This is a genomic window from Microbispora sp. H10830, assembly GCF_014161375.1.
GTDB lineage: Bacteria > Actinomycetota > Actinomycetes > Streptosporangiales > Streptosporangiaceae > Microbispora > Microbispora catharanthi.
Window position 1 is genome coordinate 246,544 of sequence record NZ_JABBWX010000006.1, and the last position, 17,167, is coordinate 263,710.

Annotated in this window: 16 protein-coding genes; 7 read left to right on the forward strand and 9 right to left on the reverse strand. The window is 72.5% G+C overall.

What is annotated here, in order from left to right:
• Nucleotides 1–145: 145 nt before the first annotated feature.
• The gene (locus tag HHX35_RS17895; RefSeq protein WP_182899925.1) at nt 146–1,108 is read right to left on the reverse strand and encodes a DMT family transporter; all 963 of its coding nucleotides are present in this window, start codon (nt 1,106–1,108) and stop codon (nt 146–148) included.
• A 67-nt stretch (nt 1,109–1,175) separates the two neighbouring features.
• On the opposite strand from HHX35_RS17895, the gene HHX35_RS17900 reads away from it, so the two are divergent.
• On the forward strand, nt 1,176–2,567 hold the full coding sequence (locus HHX35_RS17900; RefSeq protein WP_182899926.1) for a PLP-dependent aminotransferase family protein: 1,392 nt from the start codon (nt 1,176–1,178) through the stop codon (nt 2,565–2,567).
• Here HHX35_RS17900 and HHX35_RS17905 read toward each other — a convergent pair.
• Nucleotides 2,557–3,768 (reverse strand): MFS transporter, encoded by a 1,212-nt coding sequence (locus tag HHX35_RS17905; RefSeq protein ID WP_182899927.1) that lies wholly within the window; start codon nt 3,766–3,768, stop codon nt 2,557–2,559. The two genes, HHX35_RS17900 and HHX35_RS17905, sit on opposite strands and share 11 nt — an antisense overlap.
• A gap of 81 nt (nt 3,769–3,849) precedes the next feature.
• Nucleotides 3,850–6,240 carry a LuxR C-terminal-related transcriptional regulator gene (locus HHX35_RS17910; RefSeq protein WP_182899928.1) on the reverse strand — a complete coding sequence of 797 codons (2,391 nt, stop codon included), beginning with the start codon at nt 6,238–6,240 and terminating at the stop codon, nt 3,850–3,852.
• Nucleotides 6,241–6,344: 104 nt separating this feature from the next.
• On the opposite strand from HHX35_RS17910, the gene HHX35_RS17915 reads away from it, so the two are divergent.
• Nucleotides 6,345–6,992, forward strand: coding sequence for a DUF1707 domain-containing protein (locus HHX35_RS17915; RefSeq protein WP_182899929.1), 648 nt, complete (start codon nt 6,345–6,347; stop codon nt 6,990–6,992).
• Nucleotides 6,993–7,003: 11 nt separating this feature from the next.
• Here the strand turns inward: HHX35_RS17915 and glpX are convergent, their stop codons facing one another.
• Nucleotides 7,004–8,032: a class II fructose-bisphosphatase gene (gene glpX, locus HHX35_RS17920; RefSeq protein WP_182899930.1), complete on the reverse strand. Its 1,029-nt coding sequence runs from the start codon at nt 8,030–8,032 to the stop codon at nt 7,004–7,006.
• 146 nt (nt 8,033–8,178) lie between these two features.
• Here glpX and HHX35_RS17925 point away from each other — a divergent pair, with 146 nt between their 5' ends.
• Nucleotides 8,179–8,772 carry a TetR/AcrR family transcriptional regulator gene (locus HHX35_RS17925; RefSeq protein WP_182899931.1) on the forward strand — a complete coding sequence of 198 codons (594 nt, stop codon included), beginning with the start codon at nt 8,179–8,181 and terminating at the stop codon, nt 8,770–8,772.
• A gap of 46 nt (nt 8,773–8,818) precedes the next feature.
• Complete coding sequence (locus HHX35_RS17930; RefSeq protein ID WP_182899932.1) at nt 8,819–9,367, forward strand: DUF4245 domain-containing protein; 549 nt, start codon at nt 8,819–8,821, stop codon at nt 9,365–9,367.
• Here the strand turns inward: HHX35_RS17930 and HHX35_RS17935 are convergent.
• Nucleotides 9,356–10,276 carry a LysR family transcriptional regulator gene (locus tag HHX35_RS17935; RefSeq protein WP_182899933.1) on the reverse strand — a complete coding sequence of 307 codons (921 nt, stop codon included), beginning with the start codon at nt 10,274–10,276 and terminating at the stop codon, nt 9,356–9,358. The genes HHX35_RS17930 and HHX35_RS17935 overlap by 12 nt on opposite strands.
• Nucleotides 10,277–10,349: 73 nt before the next feature.
• Here HHX35_RS17935 and HHX35_RS17940 point away from each other — a divergent pair, with 73 nt between their 5' ends.
• The gene (locus HHX35_RS17940) at nt 10,350–10,739 is read left to right on the forward strand and encodes a RidA family protein (protein ID WP_182899934.1); all 390 of its coding nucleotides are present in this window, start codon (nt 10,350–10,352) and stop codon (nt 10,737–10,739) included.
• Nucleotides 10,740–10,768: 29 nt separating this feature from the next.
• Here HHX35_RS17940 and HHX35_RS17945 read toward each other — a convergent pair whose 3' ends face one another.
• Nucleotides 10,769–11,335, reverse strand: a complete 567-nt coding sequence (locus HHX35_RS17945; RefSeq protein WP_182899935.1) for a TetR/AcrR family transcriptional regulator — start codon at nt 11,333–11,335, stop codon at nt 10,769–10,771.
• Nucleotides 11,336–11,392: 57 nt separating this feature from the next.
• On the opposite strand from HHX35_RS17945, the gene HHX35_RS17950 reads away from it, so the two are divergent.
• Nucleotides 11,393–12,556 carry an FAD-dependent monooxygenase gene (locus HHX35_RS17950; protein WP_182899936.1) on the forward strand — a complete coding sequence of 388 codons (1,164 nt, stop codon included), beginning with the start codon at nt 11,393–11,395 and terminating at the stop codon, nt 12,554–12,556.
• A gap of 14 nt (nt 12,557–12,570) precedes the next feature.
• Here HHX35_RS17950 and HHX35_RS17955 read toward each other — a convergent pair whose 3' ends face one another.
• On the reverse strand, nt 12,571–12,828 hold the full coding sequence (locus HHX35_RS17955) for an exodeoxyribonuclease VII small subunit (protein WP_139577372.1): 258 nt from the start codon (nt 12,826–12,828) through the stop codon (nt 12,571–12,573).
• Nucleotides 12,829–12,962: 134 nt separating this feature from the next.
• Between HHX35_RS17955 and asnB the strand changes: the two genes are divergently transcribed.
• Nucleotides 12,963–14,804, forward strand: a complete 1,842-nt coding sequence (gene asnB / locus HHX35_RS17960) for an asparagine synthase (glutamine-hydrolyzing) (RefSeq protein ID WP_182899937.1) — start codon at nt 12,963–12,965, stop codon at nt 14,802–14,804.
• A gap of 33 nt (nt 14,805–14,837) precedes the next feature.
• On the opposite strand, the gene xseA is transcribed toward asnB, so the two are convergent.
• Both xseA and HHX35_RS17970 read right to left on the reverse strand, forming a co-directional pair.
• On the reverse strand, nt 14,838–16,043 hold the full coding sequence (gene xseA / locus HHX35_RS17965) for an exodeoxyribonuclease VII large subunit (protein WP_182899938.1): 1,206 nt from the start codon (nt 16,041–16,043) through the stop codon (nt 14,838–14,840).
• 127 nt (nt 16,044–16,170) lie between these two features.
• Nucleotides 16,171–17,166, reverse strand: coding sequence for a hypothetical protein (locus HHX35_RS17970; RefSeq protein WP_182899939.1), 996 nt, complete (start codon nt 17,164–17,166; stop codon nt 16,171–16,173).
• Nucleotide 17,167: the final 1 nt, after the last annotated feature.

Genomic DNA, 17,167 nt, shown 5'->3' on the forward strand with positions numbered 1-17,167 from the left:
CGGGATAATTAAGACATAGGACAGTAGAGGGGAGGGGTCATGAACGCCGAAGTATGGGTCATGGTCATCTTCGCGATCGGCATTCTCGTGGCCCTGGCGGTGTCGCTGCTCACGCTCGTGCTGCGGCAGGTCAAGGACGGCGACATCACGTGGTTGTCCCCTCCCGGGGCGCGAGCGACGCCACGCGAGGAGCCGCGGCCGGCTGAGCAGCCTGCCGAGCGGGCGGCTGAGCGGGTGGCCGAGCGGGCAGACGAGGTGAGGGCGAGCGGAGCCCGAGGGCGATCCCGCTGATCACGAGGGCCGCTCCCGCCAGGTCGGCCACGGAGGGGACGGCGATCCCCAGAAGGGCGGCCGTGGCGAGCGCGCCGACGGGGATCATCCCGGCGAACAGCCCGGCCCGGTCCGCGCCCAGATGGGGCAGCGAGCGGTACCACAGGAAGAACGCCACGGTCGTCACCACCAGGGCGAGGTAGGCGAGGCCGCCCGCCTCCGCGGCGGTCGGCGTGCGCAGCACGTGACGGCCGTCCAGGGCGACGCCGGCGAGCAGCAGGAACGGCACCGCGATCGCGGCCGTCCAGGCCGACAGCCTGACGGGACCGATCAGCGGCAGCAGCGGCAGGGCCAGCAGCGAGAAGCAGAGCTCGCAGACCAGGGCGCCAAGGGACCACAACAGCCCGGTCAGGTTGCCGCTGCCGGCGCCGGTCGCCAGCGAGGCCCCGGCGACCACCACCAGACCCGCCGCCACGACGCGCGGAGACGGCCGGGCCCCCGTGAAGATCGGGCCCACGAGGGCGAGCGCCAGCGGCACGGTGCCGAGGACGATGCCGGGCAGCGCGGGCCCGGCCGCACGGGTGGCCTCGACCACGCAGACGTTGAACAGCACGAGCCCGGTCAGCGACAGCGCGGCGAGCAGCGCCCATTGCCGCGGCCGGAGCCGCACGAAACCGAGGCCGCGCGCCCGGGCGACGGCGAGCAGGATCACGGCGGCGAGGGCGTAGCGGAGCGCCTGACCCCCGTAGACCGGATAGTCCGCGATAACGCCGGAGACCGCCGCCAACGTTCCCACGAGGAACATCGCACCCGCCGCTCCGGCCGCATGAGTGTTCATGTCAGGTGATGCTAGGGACGGCTTGGTCCTGGTTCATGGTCCAATCGGTGGCCGTTAGTGTGGGCCAATGGCCGATCTTCATCTCATGGTCGACAGAGCCGCCGGGGGGCTCGCCGGGCAGATCGCCCGCGAGGTGCGCGAGGCCGTCAGGTCCGGGCGGCTCGTCCCCGGCGTCCGTCTGCCCGCCACCCGCGACCTCGCCCGCGATCTCGGCCTGTCGCGCGGCGTGGTGGTCGAGGCGTACGAGCAGCTGGTGGCCGAGGGAGTCCTCGAATCCAGAACGGGCGCGGGCACCAGGGTCGCGGCGGGGGCCGGGCGGCAGGCCGCCCCCGGGCGCCCCGGGGACGAGCGGGAGAGCTGCTGGCCCCACTACGGCCATCGGCCCACGTCGCCGGATCTCGGCCTGTTTCCCCGGCAGGCATGGCTCGCCGCCGTCCGTCACGTCCTGGCCACGCTGCCCAACGACGCGCTCGACTACGGCGACCCCGGCGGTGTGCCGGCCCTGCGCCGCGAACTCGCCGCGTACCTCGGCAGGGTGCGCGCGGCCGACGCGTCACCGGACGACGTCGTGGTCGTGACCGGGGTGGCTCAGGGGCTCAGCCTCGTCGTCCAGGCCCTGGCGCGGGACCGGGGGCGCGGCATCGTCCTGGCCGTCGAGGACCCGACGAGCGCGCGTCAGCTTCCGCTGCTCCGGCGGGCCGGGGCGGACATCGTCCCCGTGCCCGTCGACAGCGAGGGGATCGTCGTCGGGGCCCTGCCGGGCGACGCCGACGCCGTGGTGGTCACTCCCGCGCACCAGTACCCGACCGGCGTGGTCCTGTCCCCGGCCCGCCGCGCCGCGCTGGTCGACTGGGCGGCCCGGACGGGCGCCCTCGTATTGGAAGACGACTACGACGCGGAGTTCCGCTTCGACCGCGACCCCGTCGGGTGCCTGCAGGGCCTCGCGCCCGACCGGGTCGTGCTCGCCGGCAGCGTGAGCAAGGCGCTCGCCCCGGGGCTGCGGCTCGGCTGGATCGCGGCGCCCCCGCGCGTCGCCCGTGCCGTACGGATCGCGCGCGGGGAGTTCGACCTCGGCTCGCCGGTCATCGACCAGTACGTGCTCGCCCACCTCATCGACGGCGGGGCGTACGACCGGCACCTGCGCCGGATGCGCCGGGAGTACCGGCGGCGCAGGGACGCTCTCGTCGGCGCCCTGGCCGAGGACCTGCCCTGGATGAACGTGCGCGGCATCTCGGCCGGGCTGCACCTGTACGCCGAGGTGGACGACGGGGGCGACCCGTCCGGCCTGGCCGAGGCCGCCCGCGCCGCGGGCCTGTCCGCAGAGGTCGTGACGTCGGCCCACGGATCGCCGGGGCTGGTGCTCGGCTTCGCCCGCCTGCCCGCCCACCGTGTCGCCGAGGCCGTACGCACCCTGGCGGGGAACGTCAAGGGGAACGTCGAGGGGGATGTCAGGGGGTGACGACGGTGGTCGCGGTGGCCGGGTCGGCCGTACGCGGCTGGAAGCCGCGCGCGAGCAGGATGATCGCGGCGGCGAGGACGAGCGGCGCGGCGAAGGCGACACGGAAGCCGGAGGCGTCGGCAAGGCCGCCGACGAGCGCGGCTCCGACGATGAACCCCACGTAGTTGAACATGTTGACCCGGGCGATCGCCACGCCCGTGCCCGCGGGGTCGAGGCGGCCGGCGGCCGAGAACGACTGCGGGGCGACGACGGACAGGCCGATCCCGGTGAGGGCGAAGCCCGCGATCGCCAGCGGCACCGTCGGGGCCGCCACGATCGCGACGAAGCCCAGCGTCGCGACGGCGCCTCCGGCGCGCACGATGGCCGCCGGGCCCCACCTGCGCACCGCGAAGTCGCCGCCGACGCGCACCAGGAACGTGGTGAGCTGGTAGGCCCCCAGGGCCAGCGGGATCACGGTCGCCGAGGCGTGCAGGACCTTGTCCATGAAGACGGTGCCGAAGTTGGAGACCGACGAGTCGCCGACGTAGAGGAACGCCATCGCGAGGCAGAGAGGGATGATCGGGCGCCACGCGACCCCGGCCGGCCTGCCGGCGCCCGCGTCCTGCGCCCGGACCGCGGCTGCGGCCGCGCGATGCTCCTCCTCCGGCCGGTAGAGCCAGAGCGAGGACAGGACGGCGACGGCGGCGGCCGGGACGAGGGCGATCGAGAACGTGACGGGCAGGCCGAGGCCGAGCGTGGCCGCCGCGGAGGCCCACAGCGACCCGATGACCGCCGCCACGCTCCACAGCGCGTGGAACCCGGTGAGCACCGCCCGGCCGTACTCGCGTTCGACCGCGACGCCCTGCATGTTCATGCCCGCGTCCACCCCGCCCAGGCCGAGGCCGAACAGGACGTTGGCCGCCACCAGCATGGGGACGTTCGGGGCGAGGCCCGCGAGCACGACGGCGGCGCAGGCGAGCGGCTGCACCAGGCGCAGGATCAGGCGGCTGCCCCACCGGGACGCGGCGGCGCCGGCGAGCGCGCTCCCGGCCCCCGCGATGAGCGGGACGACGAGGAGCAGGATGGTCAGCTCGCCGTCCGACAGGCCGTGCTTCTTCTGCAGCGCCGCCACCTGGGTGAGCAGCGTGGCGAAGGTGAGGCCCTGGACGAAGAACACCGCGAACGTGGCGAGCCGCGCCTGCCGGTCGCGAGGAGTGGGCACCGGTCCTCCACGAACATGAGGGGGGTTCAAGTTTTCGCCAGCGTAGGAGCCGCCACCCGCCCGGTCAATGGGGTGAGCGGGTCAGGACCGGCCGCCCGCTTCGCGTGCGGCCATCCAGGCGGCGATCTGGGCCCGGGAGGCGAAGCCGAGTTTGTCCAGGATGTGCTCGACGTGGCCCTCCACGGTGCGCTGCGAGATGACGAGGGCGGAGGCGATCTCCTTGTTGCTCCGTCCCTGGGCGATCAGCTCGGCGATCTCCCGCTCACGCCGGGTGAGCGGGGACGGCTCGGCCGCCGGGACCGCCGTCGTGGGGCGACCGGGCGGCGTGGGCTCGGCCTCCGCGGCCGTCTCGTCCGCGCGCGCAGGCCCGCGCGCGGCCCGCTCGCCGAGCGCCTCATCGATCGCCTCGTCCATCGTGAGCCGGTTCCCCCTGCGGGTCTCGCGGCTCAGGGCCCGGTCGCCCAGGCTCGTACGGAGACCGGTGAGGCACCGCTCGTGGAACTCGGCGAACCGCTTGTCGCGGCGCGGCGCCAGGCCCACCGTACGGCCGATCTCCTCCGAGGCCGCGAGCAGCCGGGCGGCGCAGGGGTGGCGGCCTTCGCCGGTCTGCACCCAGGCGATGACCTCCAGGTTCAACGCGATGTTCATCCGGTCGCCCAGGTCGCGGCCGAGCAGGAGGGCCTCGCGTGCCATCGTCAGCGCGCGGGCGTTCTCCCCGCTCTGCCACAGGTGGACGGCGAAGATCGTGAACACCCAGGCCCGGCCGGAGCGCTCGCCGTGGGCCTCGGTCAGCGCGAGAGCGCGCTCGAACAGCTCCGTGGCGCGGGCCCGGTCGCCGAGGTAGCCGACGCCGGCCGCGAGCGTGATCAGGGCGGCCAGCAGGCCGCTCAGGTTGCCGACGGCCTCCTCCTCCGCGACCGCCCGTTCCAGCAGCGGGATGCCCCTCGCGTAGTCGCCTGCGTAGTGCTCCGCCATCCCGGCGACCAGGGACGTCTGGGCGAGCGCTTCCGGATCGCCCAGCCTCTCGGCGAGCGCCCGGCTCTCGGCCAGCAGACGCCGGCCCCTGTCGGTGTCGCCCTGGGTGAGCACCAGTTCCGCGTCGGCGCACAGCGCCAGCGCCCGCAGGACGGTGGGCTCGGGCGCCGCCCACAGCATGCGGTCCAGCCAGTGACGGCCCTCGTTGTAGTACGCGTTGGCCAGCCAGCAGGGGTCGGTCAGGCAGACGGCCATCCGCAGCCCGGCCTCCGCCTCGCAGGGCTCCTGCAGGCAGAAGTCCATCGCGGCGCGCAGGTTCGCCTGCTCCAGGTCGAGCCGCCTGCGCCAGGAGAACTGGTCGGGGCCGAACCACTCGCCGGCCACCTGCCGCGACAGCAGGAGATAGTGATCCCGGTGCCGCCGCTGGAGCGACCGGCGCTCCGCCGGCCCGCCGAGCCGCTTGCGGCCGAATTCGCGCAGGGTGTCGAGCATGCGGTAGCGGACCGTGTCGGAGTGCTCCTCGCGCAGCAGCAGCGACTTGTCCAGCAGCGCGTCGAGCAGGTCGAGCACGTCGTCCCGTTCGATGCCGCCGCCGGTGCACACCGCCTCGACGGCGTCCAGGTCGAAGTGGGAGGGAAAGATCGACAACCGGGTCCACAGCGTCCGCTCGGCGCCGGGCAGCAACTGGAAGCTCCAGTCGACCAGCGCGTGCAGGGTCTGCTGACGCGGCACCGCCGTACTGCTGCCCCCGGTGAGCATGCGGTAGCGGTCGCGCAGGCGCTCGACGAGCGCGTTCACCGACAGGGCCCGCAGCCGCACGGCGGCGAGTTCGATGGCCAGGGGGATGCCGTCGAGCTGGCGGCACAGCTCGGCGACGGCCGCCTGGTTGTCCTCGGTGACGGTGAAGCCGGGCAGGACCGCCGCCGCCCGTTCCGTCAGCAGGCTGATCCCGTCGTACAACTCCAGAGACCTGCGGCTGAGCGGCCGGTCCGGCTCGGGGACGGGCAGCGGCGAGATCTTCATCTGATGCTCGCCCGTGATGCCGAGCGACTGCCGGCTCGTCGCGAGGATGCGCAGCTCGGGGGCCGTGCGCAGGAGCCGGTCGGCGAGCACGGCGCAGGCGTCACGCAGGTGCTCGCAGTTGTCCAGCACGAGCAGGGTCCGCTGCGAGGACAGCACGTGCTCCAGCGCGTCCACCGGGCAGGCGGCCGGCTCGTCCCGCACGCCCATGGTCGCCGCCACGGTCTCCGCCACGAGCGCGGGATCGGTCACGGTGCTGAGGTCCACCAGCCAGACGCTGTCGAACGCGCGGCGCTGCTCGGCGGCCGCCCGCAGGGCCAGCCGGGTCTTGCCGACGCCGCCCACACCCGTGAGGGTCACCAGACGCGACGCCGAAAGCAGCCGCCTGATCTCGGCCAGCTCACGCCTCCGGCCGACGAAACTCGTCAAGTCGGCCGGAAGGTTGCCGACCTGCCGTGTCACCGCCCCCGCGACCACCTCCTCACGCTAAGCGGCCACGAAGTCCCTGGTCAATGTCGGGTGCGACGTCGGCGCCGCGTCGCGTGGTGACCGGCGCGCGTTGACCGCTTACTCTCGATGGTGTGAGCAGCAGCGAGTCCTCAGCCGTGAAGTGGATCTCCGCCTTCCTCTCGCCGCGCACCCCGGACACGCCCGACCCCTCCCTGTTGCGGGCCTCCGACGCCGATCGGGAGCGCATCGTCGCGGTGCTCGTGGACGCCGTCACCGACGGGCGGCTCACGCCGCTGGAGCACGAGGAACGGGTGGAGCGCGTCTGGGCCGCGCGGACCCTCGGCGAGCTGGCCGAGCTGACCGTGGACCTGCTGCCGCCGGAGAGCCAGCCGTTCCGGGTGGACAGCCGTCCTGTCACCGCCTTCTTCCGTACGGAGACCCGTGGCGGCCGGTGGGTCGTGCCCTCCCAGGTGCCGGTGACGTCCCTGGGCGGCACGGTCACGATGGACCTGTGCGAGGCGCTGCTCCAGTCGCGGCACGTGGTGGTGCAGCTCGCCGTCATGGCCGGCACGGTCAACCTGACGGTCCCCGAGGGCGTGCGGATCGTGACCGCCCCGGACGCCCGCGTCCGGTCACTCAGGAACGAGGTGCGGCTCCCGCCGGGCGCGACCGGCTTCGCGCCGGACGCGCCCGTGATCGAGCTCGCCGGGTTCGTCTTCGGCGGCAGGGTCGTCGCCCGCTCGCCGAAGCGGCCCCGTCGCCGCCTGTTCGGCCGTTGAGGTCTTAGGTCTTACATGGCTGTGTCGAAGTTGATGGCGCTGTAGGCGCCGAGCTTCCAGAGCTGGTGCTCGCTCTCGATCTTGCGGATCGTGCCCGACCGTCCCCGCATGACGAGGGAGTGCGTGACCGCCGCCCCGCCCTGGAACCGCACGCCGTGCATCAGTTCGCCGTCGGTGATGCCGGTCGCGGCGAAGAACACGTCGTCGGAGCGTACGAGGTCGTCGGTCATGAGCACCTGGTCGACGTCGAGCCCGGCGTCGAGGGCCTTGCGGCGCTCCTCCTCGTCGCGCGGCCACAGCTTGCCCTGGATGACGCCGCCCATGCACTTGAGCGCGCAGGCGGCGACGATGCCCTCGGGCGTGCCGCCGATGCCGAGCATCAGGTCGACGCCGGTGCCGTTGCGCGCCGCCATGATCGCGCCGGCCACGTCGCCGTCGGTGATGAAACGGATCCGGGCGCCGGTCTCCCGGATCTCCTTGACGATCCGCTCGTGCCGGGGCCGGTCCAGGATCACCACGGTGACGTCCGACGGTTTGGCGCCCTTGGCCCGGGCCACGGCGCGGATGTTGTCGGCCACCGGGGCGTCGATGTCCACATGCTCGGCCGCCTGCGGGCCCGTGACGAGCTTCTCCATGTAGAAGACCGCGGACGGGTCGTACATCGAGCCGCGCTCGCTGACCGCGATCACGGAGATCGCGTTGTTCATGCCGAGCGCGCACAGCCGGGTGCCGTCGATCGGGTCCACGGCCACGTCGCACTCGGGGCCTGTCCCGTCGCCGACCTCCTCGCCGTTGTACAGCATCGGGGCGTTGTCCTTCTCGCCCTCGCCGATCACCACGACGCCCTTCATCGAGACCGTGTTGATCAGCTGGCGCATGGCGTTCACGGCGGCGCCGTCCGCCCCGTTCTTGTCGCCGCGTCCCACCCAGCGCGCGGCCGCCATCGCCGCCGCCTCGGTCACCCTGACCAGTTCCAGAGCCAGGTTGCGGTCGGGTGCGTGTTCCCCCGTCGCCAGAGCGGCCGGTACGTGATCAGCCATTGATCCCCTTTTAGGTAGGTGCCGTTCTAGCGATCGTAGTTCGCGAAGCCCTTCTTGTCCGATTGGTCTGAACCTGTTGGGCCAGGTAGAAGGCCATTTGCGGGCGCGGACCCCCGGAAAGGACGGGTCGGAGATATCGTCGCCGCATGAGCGGCGACACCGAACGACCAGTGACGACGCGCACGTCGGAGCGCGGCGCGGCGACCCGGGGAGCTCTCCTGGACGCCGCGAAGGAGACGTTCATCACGAGCGGCTTCGCCGAGGCGGGCGTCACCGACGTCGTGGCCAGGGCCGGCGCCAGCGTCGGCAGCCTGTACCACCACTTCTCCGGCAAGGCCGACCTCTACCTAACGCTGTTCGAGGAGTTCCAGAAGCGGCAGACCCAGCGCACCCGGCAGGCCGTGCAGGAGGCCCGGGCGGACGGGGAGACCGACCCGATGCCCCAGTTCCTCGCCGCCGCGCGGGCCTACCTGGAGGGCTGCCTCGCCGAGCGCGATCTCGCCGCGCTCTTCCTGCGCGGCGACGCCCCGCCCGGGTTCGAGGTCATCATGCGCGATCGCCTCCGGCAGTGGGCCAGGCGCACCGCCGCGCTGTTCGAGCACGAGGACGCCCTGGTCGTCGTCGTCACCGGCGCCCTGGCGGCCGTCGTGCAGGAGGTCACGCTGTCCGACGACCCGGAACGGGCCCGGAAGATGGCCGAGGACGCTCTTCGCATCATCGGCGATATTCGGCACCCGTGACGGCCGGTACGGCCACCACCCGCTCCACCGACTAATCTCGCATTACGTGGGACGATTCACCCAGGGCTTCTACGGCTACGCGTTCGCGCTCTTCGTCTGCCTCGCCGCCGTCGGAGTGTTCCTGCTCATCACGCCGCAGAGCCGCACCGAGCACATCCCGCGGGTGGAGTTCTCGATCGACCGGGCCAACGCGGCGCGCACGGCGGCGTACGAGGTCGTCGCCCCGAGCCGGGTGCTGCCCAATTGGGTGCCCAACAGCTCGTCGCTGACCCAGAAGAACGGCGCCGTGACGTGGCGGCTGGGGTTCGCGACCGCCAAGCGGCAGCACGCCATGCTCGCCCAGAGCGACGAGAGACCGTCCGCGGACTTCGTCAACCGCATGGCCAACACCGACAAGGCCGGCGGGAGCCGCCAGATCGACGGCGTGACCTGGCAGGAGCGGTTCCGCCAGGACAAGAACCAGCGGACGCTGGTCCGCGTCTTCCCCGATCACGCGATGGTCGTCACCGGAACGGCCGACTGGGACGAGCTGACCGCCCTCGCCCGGACGCTCACGCCGCAGCCCAAGCCCTCTCCGGTGCCGTCATCGGGCTGAATCCGGGTTCCGGCTGACGGTCGCCAGCAGGTGCGCGACCAGGGGGCTCGGGTCGTCCTTACGCCAGCCGACGGCGACCCGGGTGCGCGCGTTGGGCTCGACCGTGCGGAAGGCGACGCCCTTGAGCCGGATGCGCCGGATGCTCGCCGGAGCCAGGGAGACGCCCAGGCCGGTCTCCACGAGGGCGCACACGGTCTGCCACTCCACCGCCCGCTGGGCGACCCAGGGGGTGAAGCCCGCCGCCGCGCACAGGCCGGTGATCTGGTCGTGGAGCCGCGGGCCGGCCTCGCGGGGCAGAAGCACGAAGGGCTCGTGCGCCAGCCGCGCGAGCCGTACGGTCCGCAGGGCGGCCAGCGGGTGGGCGGACGGCAGCACGGCCACGAAGGGCTCGGTGAGCACCGTCCTGAAGGCGAGTTCCGCCTCGTCGTCGGCGGCGTCGTCGGCGGGGGGCTCGCGCAGGAGGCCGACGTCGATGGCCTTGTCGCGCAGGGCGGCGATCTGCGGCGCGGTGGTCATCTCGCGGATGTCCAGGCGGACGTCGGGGAAACGCTCCCGGAACGCGCGCAGCAGACCGGGCAGGACGGTCAGGGCGAGGGAGGCGGCGAAGCCGATCCGCAGGTGCCCGGCCCGGCCGCTGCCGACGGCCCGGGCGGCGGCCAGCCCGTCGGCGAGATCGGTGAGGGCGCGCCGGGCGGCGGGCAGCAGTTCGCGACCCGCCGCGGTCAGGGCGACACGTCCCGGTTCGCGGGTGAACAGCGCGTGGCCCACCTTGTCCTCCAGGCGGCGGATCTGCTGGCTGAGCGGCGGCTGGGCGATGCCCAGGCGGGCCGCGGCGTGGCCGAAGTGCAGTTCCTCGGCGAGCACGACGAAGGCGTGCAACTGCGCCAGGGGGAGTTCGGGGCGCGCCATACGCACAGAGATATCAGACCATGCCTGAGGATGTATTAGACGTATCGATGGGCGTCGGCCTAGCGTTCGGCGCATGACGGAGCGACGCGTGATCCTCAGCGGCTCGACGTTCGAGGAGCAGATCGGCTATGCCCGGGCCGTGGTGGACGGTGACCGGGTGCATGTCTCCGGGACGACCGGTTTCGACTACACCACCATGACGATCTCCGAGAACGTGGTGGAGCAGGCCGAACAGTGTCTGCGCAACATCGAGGCCGCGCTGGCCGAGGCGGGGTGCGGCTTCGCCGATGTGGTGCGGGTGCGCTACCTGCTGCCCGACCGGGCCGACTTCGAGCCGTGCTGGCCGGTCCTGCGCCGCCGCTTCGGCGACGTGCGGCCGGCGGCCACGATGATGGAGTGCGGTCTGGCCGACCCCCGCATGAAGATCGAAATAGAGGTTGACGCGCGGCGGCCCGGCGTCTGACGGACCGTGCCGTCACGCCGGACGCACACTCACGTCGGCGGATCGCAGCCGTAGACGATGACCTCGACGATGTGCCGGACGACGTCCCTGCTGACGTGCTCCGGTGGTGCGCTGACCAAGGTGAACAGCGCGCCACCGTAGAGCGCGATCATGGCGGGGATCTTCCGGCGTGGAATGCCGAGGCCGAGTTCGTCGTGGTGCCCGGCGGTGACCAGCGACGCCGTGTCCCGCAGTCCCGCGAGCGCCGAGGCGATCACCGGCCGGCGCGCGGCCTCCAACTGCAGTTCGAAGATCGCGAGGTAGCGGGTGCGCAGCGTGGTCGCCGCTGTGAACAACGATTCCGTCAGCAGGTCGACCAGCGTCGCCGGCTGCTTGACGGCCTGAGCGGTGTCCGCGTGATGCAACTCGGCGATGCGCTCCGCGGCGGCCACCAGCAGCGCTTCCCTGCTGCGGAAGTAGTTGGAAGCCGTTCCCGGCGGGACGTCCGCCGCTTTCTCCACCGCCCGGTGGGTCAGGCCGTGCACGCCCGACGACGCCAGCAGTTCGATGGCGGCATCGGTCAGGGCCCGGCGACGGGCCGGATTAGTGGGCGGCATGGGCAGATGGTACCAATAGCCGTACTAGTACGATCGTAGTGAACGGGCGGAGGTCTCATGAGGATCGTGGTGGTCGGCGCCGGGCTCGGAGGAGTGGCGGCGGCGGTGGGGCTGCATCGCCTGGGTCATGAGGTGACACTCCTCGAACGGGGGGCCGAGCTCAGGGAAGCGGGCACCGGGATCGTGGTCATGCCCAACGGGCTTCGCGCGCTGGACGCACTGGGGCTGGCCGAAGACGTTCGCGGGCACGTCATCCGTGCCGCCCGCGGGGGATTGCGGGACTGGCGCGGACGGCCGCTGCTGGTCACCGACCTGGTCAGGGCGCAGCAGGAAGGTGGAGCGCGGCAGGAGGTCGGGGCGCCCGCCATGATCGAGCGAGCGGAACTGCACCGATCGCTCCGCGCCCCGCTGCCGTCCGAGCTGGTGCGGACCGCGACCCCGGTCGAGCGCCTGGAGTCCGGCCCCGCCGAAGTGACCGTGATCAGCGGAGGCGAGCCCGTCGCGAGAGCGGACGCCGTGATCGTGGCCGACGGCATCGGCAGCACGCTGCGCGCGCAGCTCTTCCCCGGTCACCCCGGGCTGCGACGGACCGGCCGAATGGATCTGCGCGGCATGCTGCCCCGCCCTCCCGGAATGGCGCAGGACCTGCTCGTCAGCCAGTTGGTCGACCGTCGTAGCGGGGCGATGTTCGGCCTTTTCCCCGTCGGCGAGGACCGCCTGTACTGGTTCACCGACTCTGTCCTGCACGGCACACCGCCAGGCGCGGACGAGGCACGCCGGCAGATGCTGTCCCTGATGGCCGACTGGCACCCTGTCGTCACGGCACTGATCGAGGCGACCCCGCCCGCCGACATCTACGTCGACCCGATCGCCCGCCTGGCCGAACCCCTGCCCTCGTTCGCGACCGGCAGGATCGCGCTCCTCGGCGACGCCGCGCACGCCATGTCACCGGACCTCGGCCAGGGCGCCGGCCAGGCATTCGAAGACGCCGCCGCACTGACCCGCCATCTGGCCGGCGCCGAGCCGGCCGACGTCGCCCAGCGGCTCCTGCGCTACGACACCGAGCGCAGGCCCAGGGCCAATCGCATGATGCTGGCGGCGTCCCGGCAGTCGCGGCTGACCTCCCAGACCGGCGTCGCCGCGTGGCTACGCGACACGTTGCTGCGGGCCGTGCCGTCCCGCCTGGCCGCCCGGCAGCTCGCCGCCCTCTGGCACGCCTAGCCGCCTGCCCGGTGTCAGAAGGGCGCCTCTTCGGGGCCGTTCGGCTGAGGCTCCTGGCGCTGGGCCATCGCGGCGGCCAGCTTCGCGCGGGCGCCCTGGAGCCACTCCTCGCAGATCGCCGCCAGCCGCTCTCCCCGCTCCCACAGCTCTATCGACTGCTCCAGCGTGAGCCCGCCGGTCTCCAGACGGCGCACCACCTCGGTCAGCTCCTCGCGGGCCTGCTCGTACGACGGGGTCTGCCTGTCCGGTGGGGTCTGCTTGTCCTCAGCCACGTCCCCACCTTAGAGGCCGGGACCGACACTCCGTGGCCTCTTAGCCGTGTCCGCTTTGGGCATAAAAGAGGTGATTCGTCCGTTACTTAGGTGTACTAACCATCTTCGGGGGCGATGATCGGGGGGTCATCTTCATGTGTGGAATCAGCGGCTGGGTGGACTACGGACGTGACCTTCGTCGCGAACGGGAGACCGTGCAGGCCATGACGGACACGATGGCGTGCCGGGGGCCCGACGCCGAGGGGATGTGGCTCGCTCCGCACGCCGCGTTCGGCCACCGGCGGCTGGCCATCATCGACATCGAGGGCGGGCGCCAGCCCATGGCCGCCGAAACCGGCGGCGATGTCGTGGCCGCGCTCACCTACAGCGGCGAGGTCTACAACTTCAGGGAACTGCGCGCCGAGCTCACCCGGCGCGGGCACCGGTTCCGGACCCAGAGCGACACCGAGGTCGTCCTGGAGGCGTACCTCGAATGGGGCGAGGACTTCGTCTCCCGCCTCAACGGCATGTACGCCTTCGCCATCTGGGACACGCGCCGCGAGGAGCTGCTGCTCGTGCGCGACCGTATGGGGATCAAGCCCCTGTACTACTACCCGACGCCCAACGGGGTGCTGTTCGGTTCCGAGCCCAAGGCCGTCATGGCCAACCCGCTCGCCGAGCGGGTGATCGACGCCGACGGCCTGCGCGAGATCCTGGCCTTCGTCAAGACGCCGGAGAGCGCCGTCTTCCGGGGGATGTACGAGGTGCGGCCCGGCCAGGTGGTGAAGGTGCGGCGCGAGGGCCTGAGCAAGCGCCGCTACTGGCAACTGGAGGCCCGCGAGCACACCGACGACCTGCAGACCACCATCCGGACCGTGCGGGAGCTGCTCGACGACATCATCGAGCGGCAGCTCATCTCCGATGTGCCGCTGTGCACCCTGCTGTCCGGCGGGCTCGACTCCAGCGCGGTCACCGCGCTCGCGGCCCGCGCGCTGGCCGGTCAGGGCGGGGTGCGGTCGTTCTCCGTCGACTTCGCCGGCTACAGCGAGAACTTCCAGGCCGACGACATGCGCGACACCCCGGACACGCCGTACGTCCACGACGTCGTGCGGCACGTCGGCTCCGATCACACGGACATCGTGCTGGACTCGGCCGACCTCATGGATCCCGCCGTGCGTGCGGCCGTCCTGCGGGCGAGGGACCTCCCGCTCGGCATCGGCGACATGGACACCTCGCTCTACCTGCTCTTCAAGGCGATCAGGGGGCACTCGACGGTGGCGCTGTCGGGGGAGTCCGCCGACGAGGTGTTCGGCGGCTACCGGTGGTTCCACGATCCCGAGGCGGTCAACTCCGGCACCTTCCCGTGGCTCGCCACACAGGGCCAGACGGGCCTGTCCAGCCGGGGCGAGTTCCTGAACGAGGAACTGCTGGGGAAGCTCGACATCCCCGCCTACCGCGCGGACAGCTACCAGCGGGCGCTGGCCGAGGTGCCCCGGGTGCCGGGGGAGACCGGGCTGCAGAAGCGGATGCGGGAGGTCAGCTACCTGCACCTGACCCGGTTCGTGCAGATCCTGCTCGACCGCAAGGACCGCATGAGCATGGCCGTCGGACTGGAGGTCCGGGTGCCGTTCTGCGACCACCGCCTGGTCGAATACGTCTTCAACGCGCCCTGGGCCATGAAGACCTTCGACGGGCACGAGAAGAGCCTGCTGCGCGCGGCGACGGCCGACGTGCTGCCCCGGTCGGTGGTCGAGCGCCGCAAGGTGCCGTACCCCTCGACACAGGACCCGGCGTACGAGCGTGCGCTGCGTGCCGAGGTGACCCGCGTGCTCGCCGGGGACCCGGCCATCGGCTGCCTGGTGGACGCGGGCAAGGTGCGCACGATGCTCGACCAGCCCATGGGCGCGGTCAGCCTGCAGGGCGCCCGGACGTCGCTGGAGGGCATCCTGCAGATGAACGCGTGGCTCGGCGCCTACGACGTGCGTCTCGCCATCTGACCCGCCGCGGCCCGTGGCCCGCGCGGCCCCGGTTCAGGCGTCCTGGGCGGTCACCGTCACGCGGTCGTCGGAGAAGCGGATCGTGAGCTCGTCACCCGGCTTGACGTCCCCGGCCAGGCGGACGACCTCTCCGGAGGGACGCTGCGCGATGGCGTAACCCCGCTCCAGGGTCGCTGCGGGGGACAGGGCCACGAGCCGGGCCCTGAGATGTTCCAGCGAGTCGGCCGAGCGGTCCAGGGACGCCGAAAGGCAGCGCCTGGACCGCTCGCGCAGCGCGTCGACCTGCTCGGCCCGCCGGTCGAGCTCCCGGACGGGATCGGCGAGCGACGGCCGGGAGCGTACGGAGTCGAGCCAGGACATCTCGCGCTCGACCCAGCCCCGCAGCACCCGGCGGCCCCGGTCCCTGAGCTGGTGGACGAGCGTGAGCTGCTCGCCCACGTCGGGCACGACCTTCTTGGCCGCGTCCGTGGGGGTCGAGGCGCGCACGTCGGCCACGAGATCGAGCAGCGGACTGTCCTGCTCGTGGCCGATCGCGCTCACCACCGGCGTGCGGCAGGCCGCGACGGCCCGCACCAGCGACTCGTCGGAGAACGGCAGCAGGTCCTCGAGGGAGCCGCCGCCCCGGGCGATGATGATCACGTCGACCTCGCGGTCGGCGTCGAGCTTGCGCAGCGCCTCGGTCACCTCGCCCACGGCGTACGACCCCTGGACGGCGACCTGCTCCACCTTGAAACGGACGGCGGGCCAGCGGCGGCGGGAGTTCTCCAGCACGTCACGCTCGGCCGCCGAGTCGCGCCCGCAGATGAGCCCGACGGTGCCCGGCAGGAACGGCAGCCGTCTCTTCCTGTCGACGTTGAACAGGCCCTCGCCCGCCAGTACCTGGCGGAGCCGTTCGAGCCGGGCCAGCAGTTCGCCGATGCCGACCGGACGGATCTCCAGGGCCGTGAACGCGAACGAGCCCTTGTTGACCCAGAAGTCCGGCTTGACGTGCATCACGACGCGCGCGCCGTCGACGGGACGCGGCACGCTCGCCTCGTAGACCGCCCGCGCGCAGGTGATCCGCGCCGAGACGTTGGCCACGGGATCGCGCAGCGTCAGGAAGACGGTGCCGCCCCTGGCGGTCAGCTCGGTGATCTGCCCTTCGACCCAGACGGTGCCCAGCTTGCCGATCCACTGGGCCACCATCTGCAGCACCGACCTGATCGGCAGCGGCGCCTCCGGGGACGTCTTCGCGCTCAAATGCCCTCCTCGCCTGGCCCGGCTCGCACCTGCAGGCTAGCCGTACCTGCCGACAATCCGCAGACGGCCAGGCGGAGGACGCCTCACCCACCCGCCCGGCGTACGGCTGGGCGGGCGCGACCCGGGATCAGGACTCGGACTGGAGCTTGGACAGCCGGTTCTGGAACATCCGGACCACTTCGGGGCGGTTCAGGTGCGCCTGCTCGTAGTCCAGCAGCGCGTGCACCTGCTCGGCCGACTTGCCGCGCATCCGCGCCCGCAGCGACGCCACGGAGAGGTTCGCGTAGCCCGGCATCGGCTCCGCCGTCTCGGCGGTCGTCTCGCCCGTCGCCGGCTGTTCCACGGGCTGCTGAGCCGGCTCGGCCGCTGCCGCGGCGGGCTGCTCCGCCGGCGCCTCGGCAGGGCTCTCCGGCGCCTTCGCGGCGGCGGGCTTCCTGCGGGTCCTGGTGGCCTTCGGCGCGGCGGTGGTCGTGCCCTCGGCACCGCCCGCGGCCTCGGCGGCCTCGGCGGCTTCGGTCGTGGCCTTGCGGCGCGTGCGCGGCTTCTTGGCCTCGGCGGGCGCGACCTCTTCCGCGGTCTCCGCGGTTCCAGCGGTTTCGGTCGTCTCGGCGGTTCCGGCGGTGGCCTTGCGGCGGGTGCGCGGCTTCTTGGGTGCGGCGGTCCCGTCCGCTACCTCGGCGACGGCCGGGGGCTCGGCCTCGACGGGTGCGGCGGGCAGGTCGAGCTTCTCCGCCTCGACGGCAGGGGCGGCCTCGGGCTTCGGCTCGGCCGGAGCCTCGACGGCCTCGACGGCCTCGACGGCCTCGACGGACGCAGTCTCAGCGGCCGGCGCCTCGGCCGTCACCGCCTCGGCCTGCTCAGCCTGCTCAGCCTTCTCGGGCTGCTCAGCCTTCTCGGGCTTCTCGGTCTTGCTCGGGCGAGGGGCGAAGATGACGGGCTCCCGGCGCGCGGGCCGCTCCCCGGCGGCCTGCTCGGCGGCCTCCTCGGTCCGAGGGGCCTCGGCGGTCTCGGGACGTTCGCCGTCCTGCGCCTCGCCACCGGCGAAGCGCTCCTTGATGGTGGTCTTGATCTTGTCGCCGACCAGCAGCGCCTGTCCGACCCCGTTCAGAGCGGTCTGTAGCACT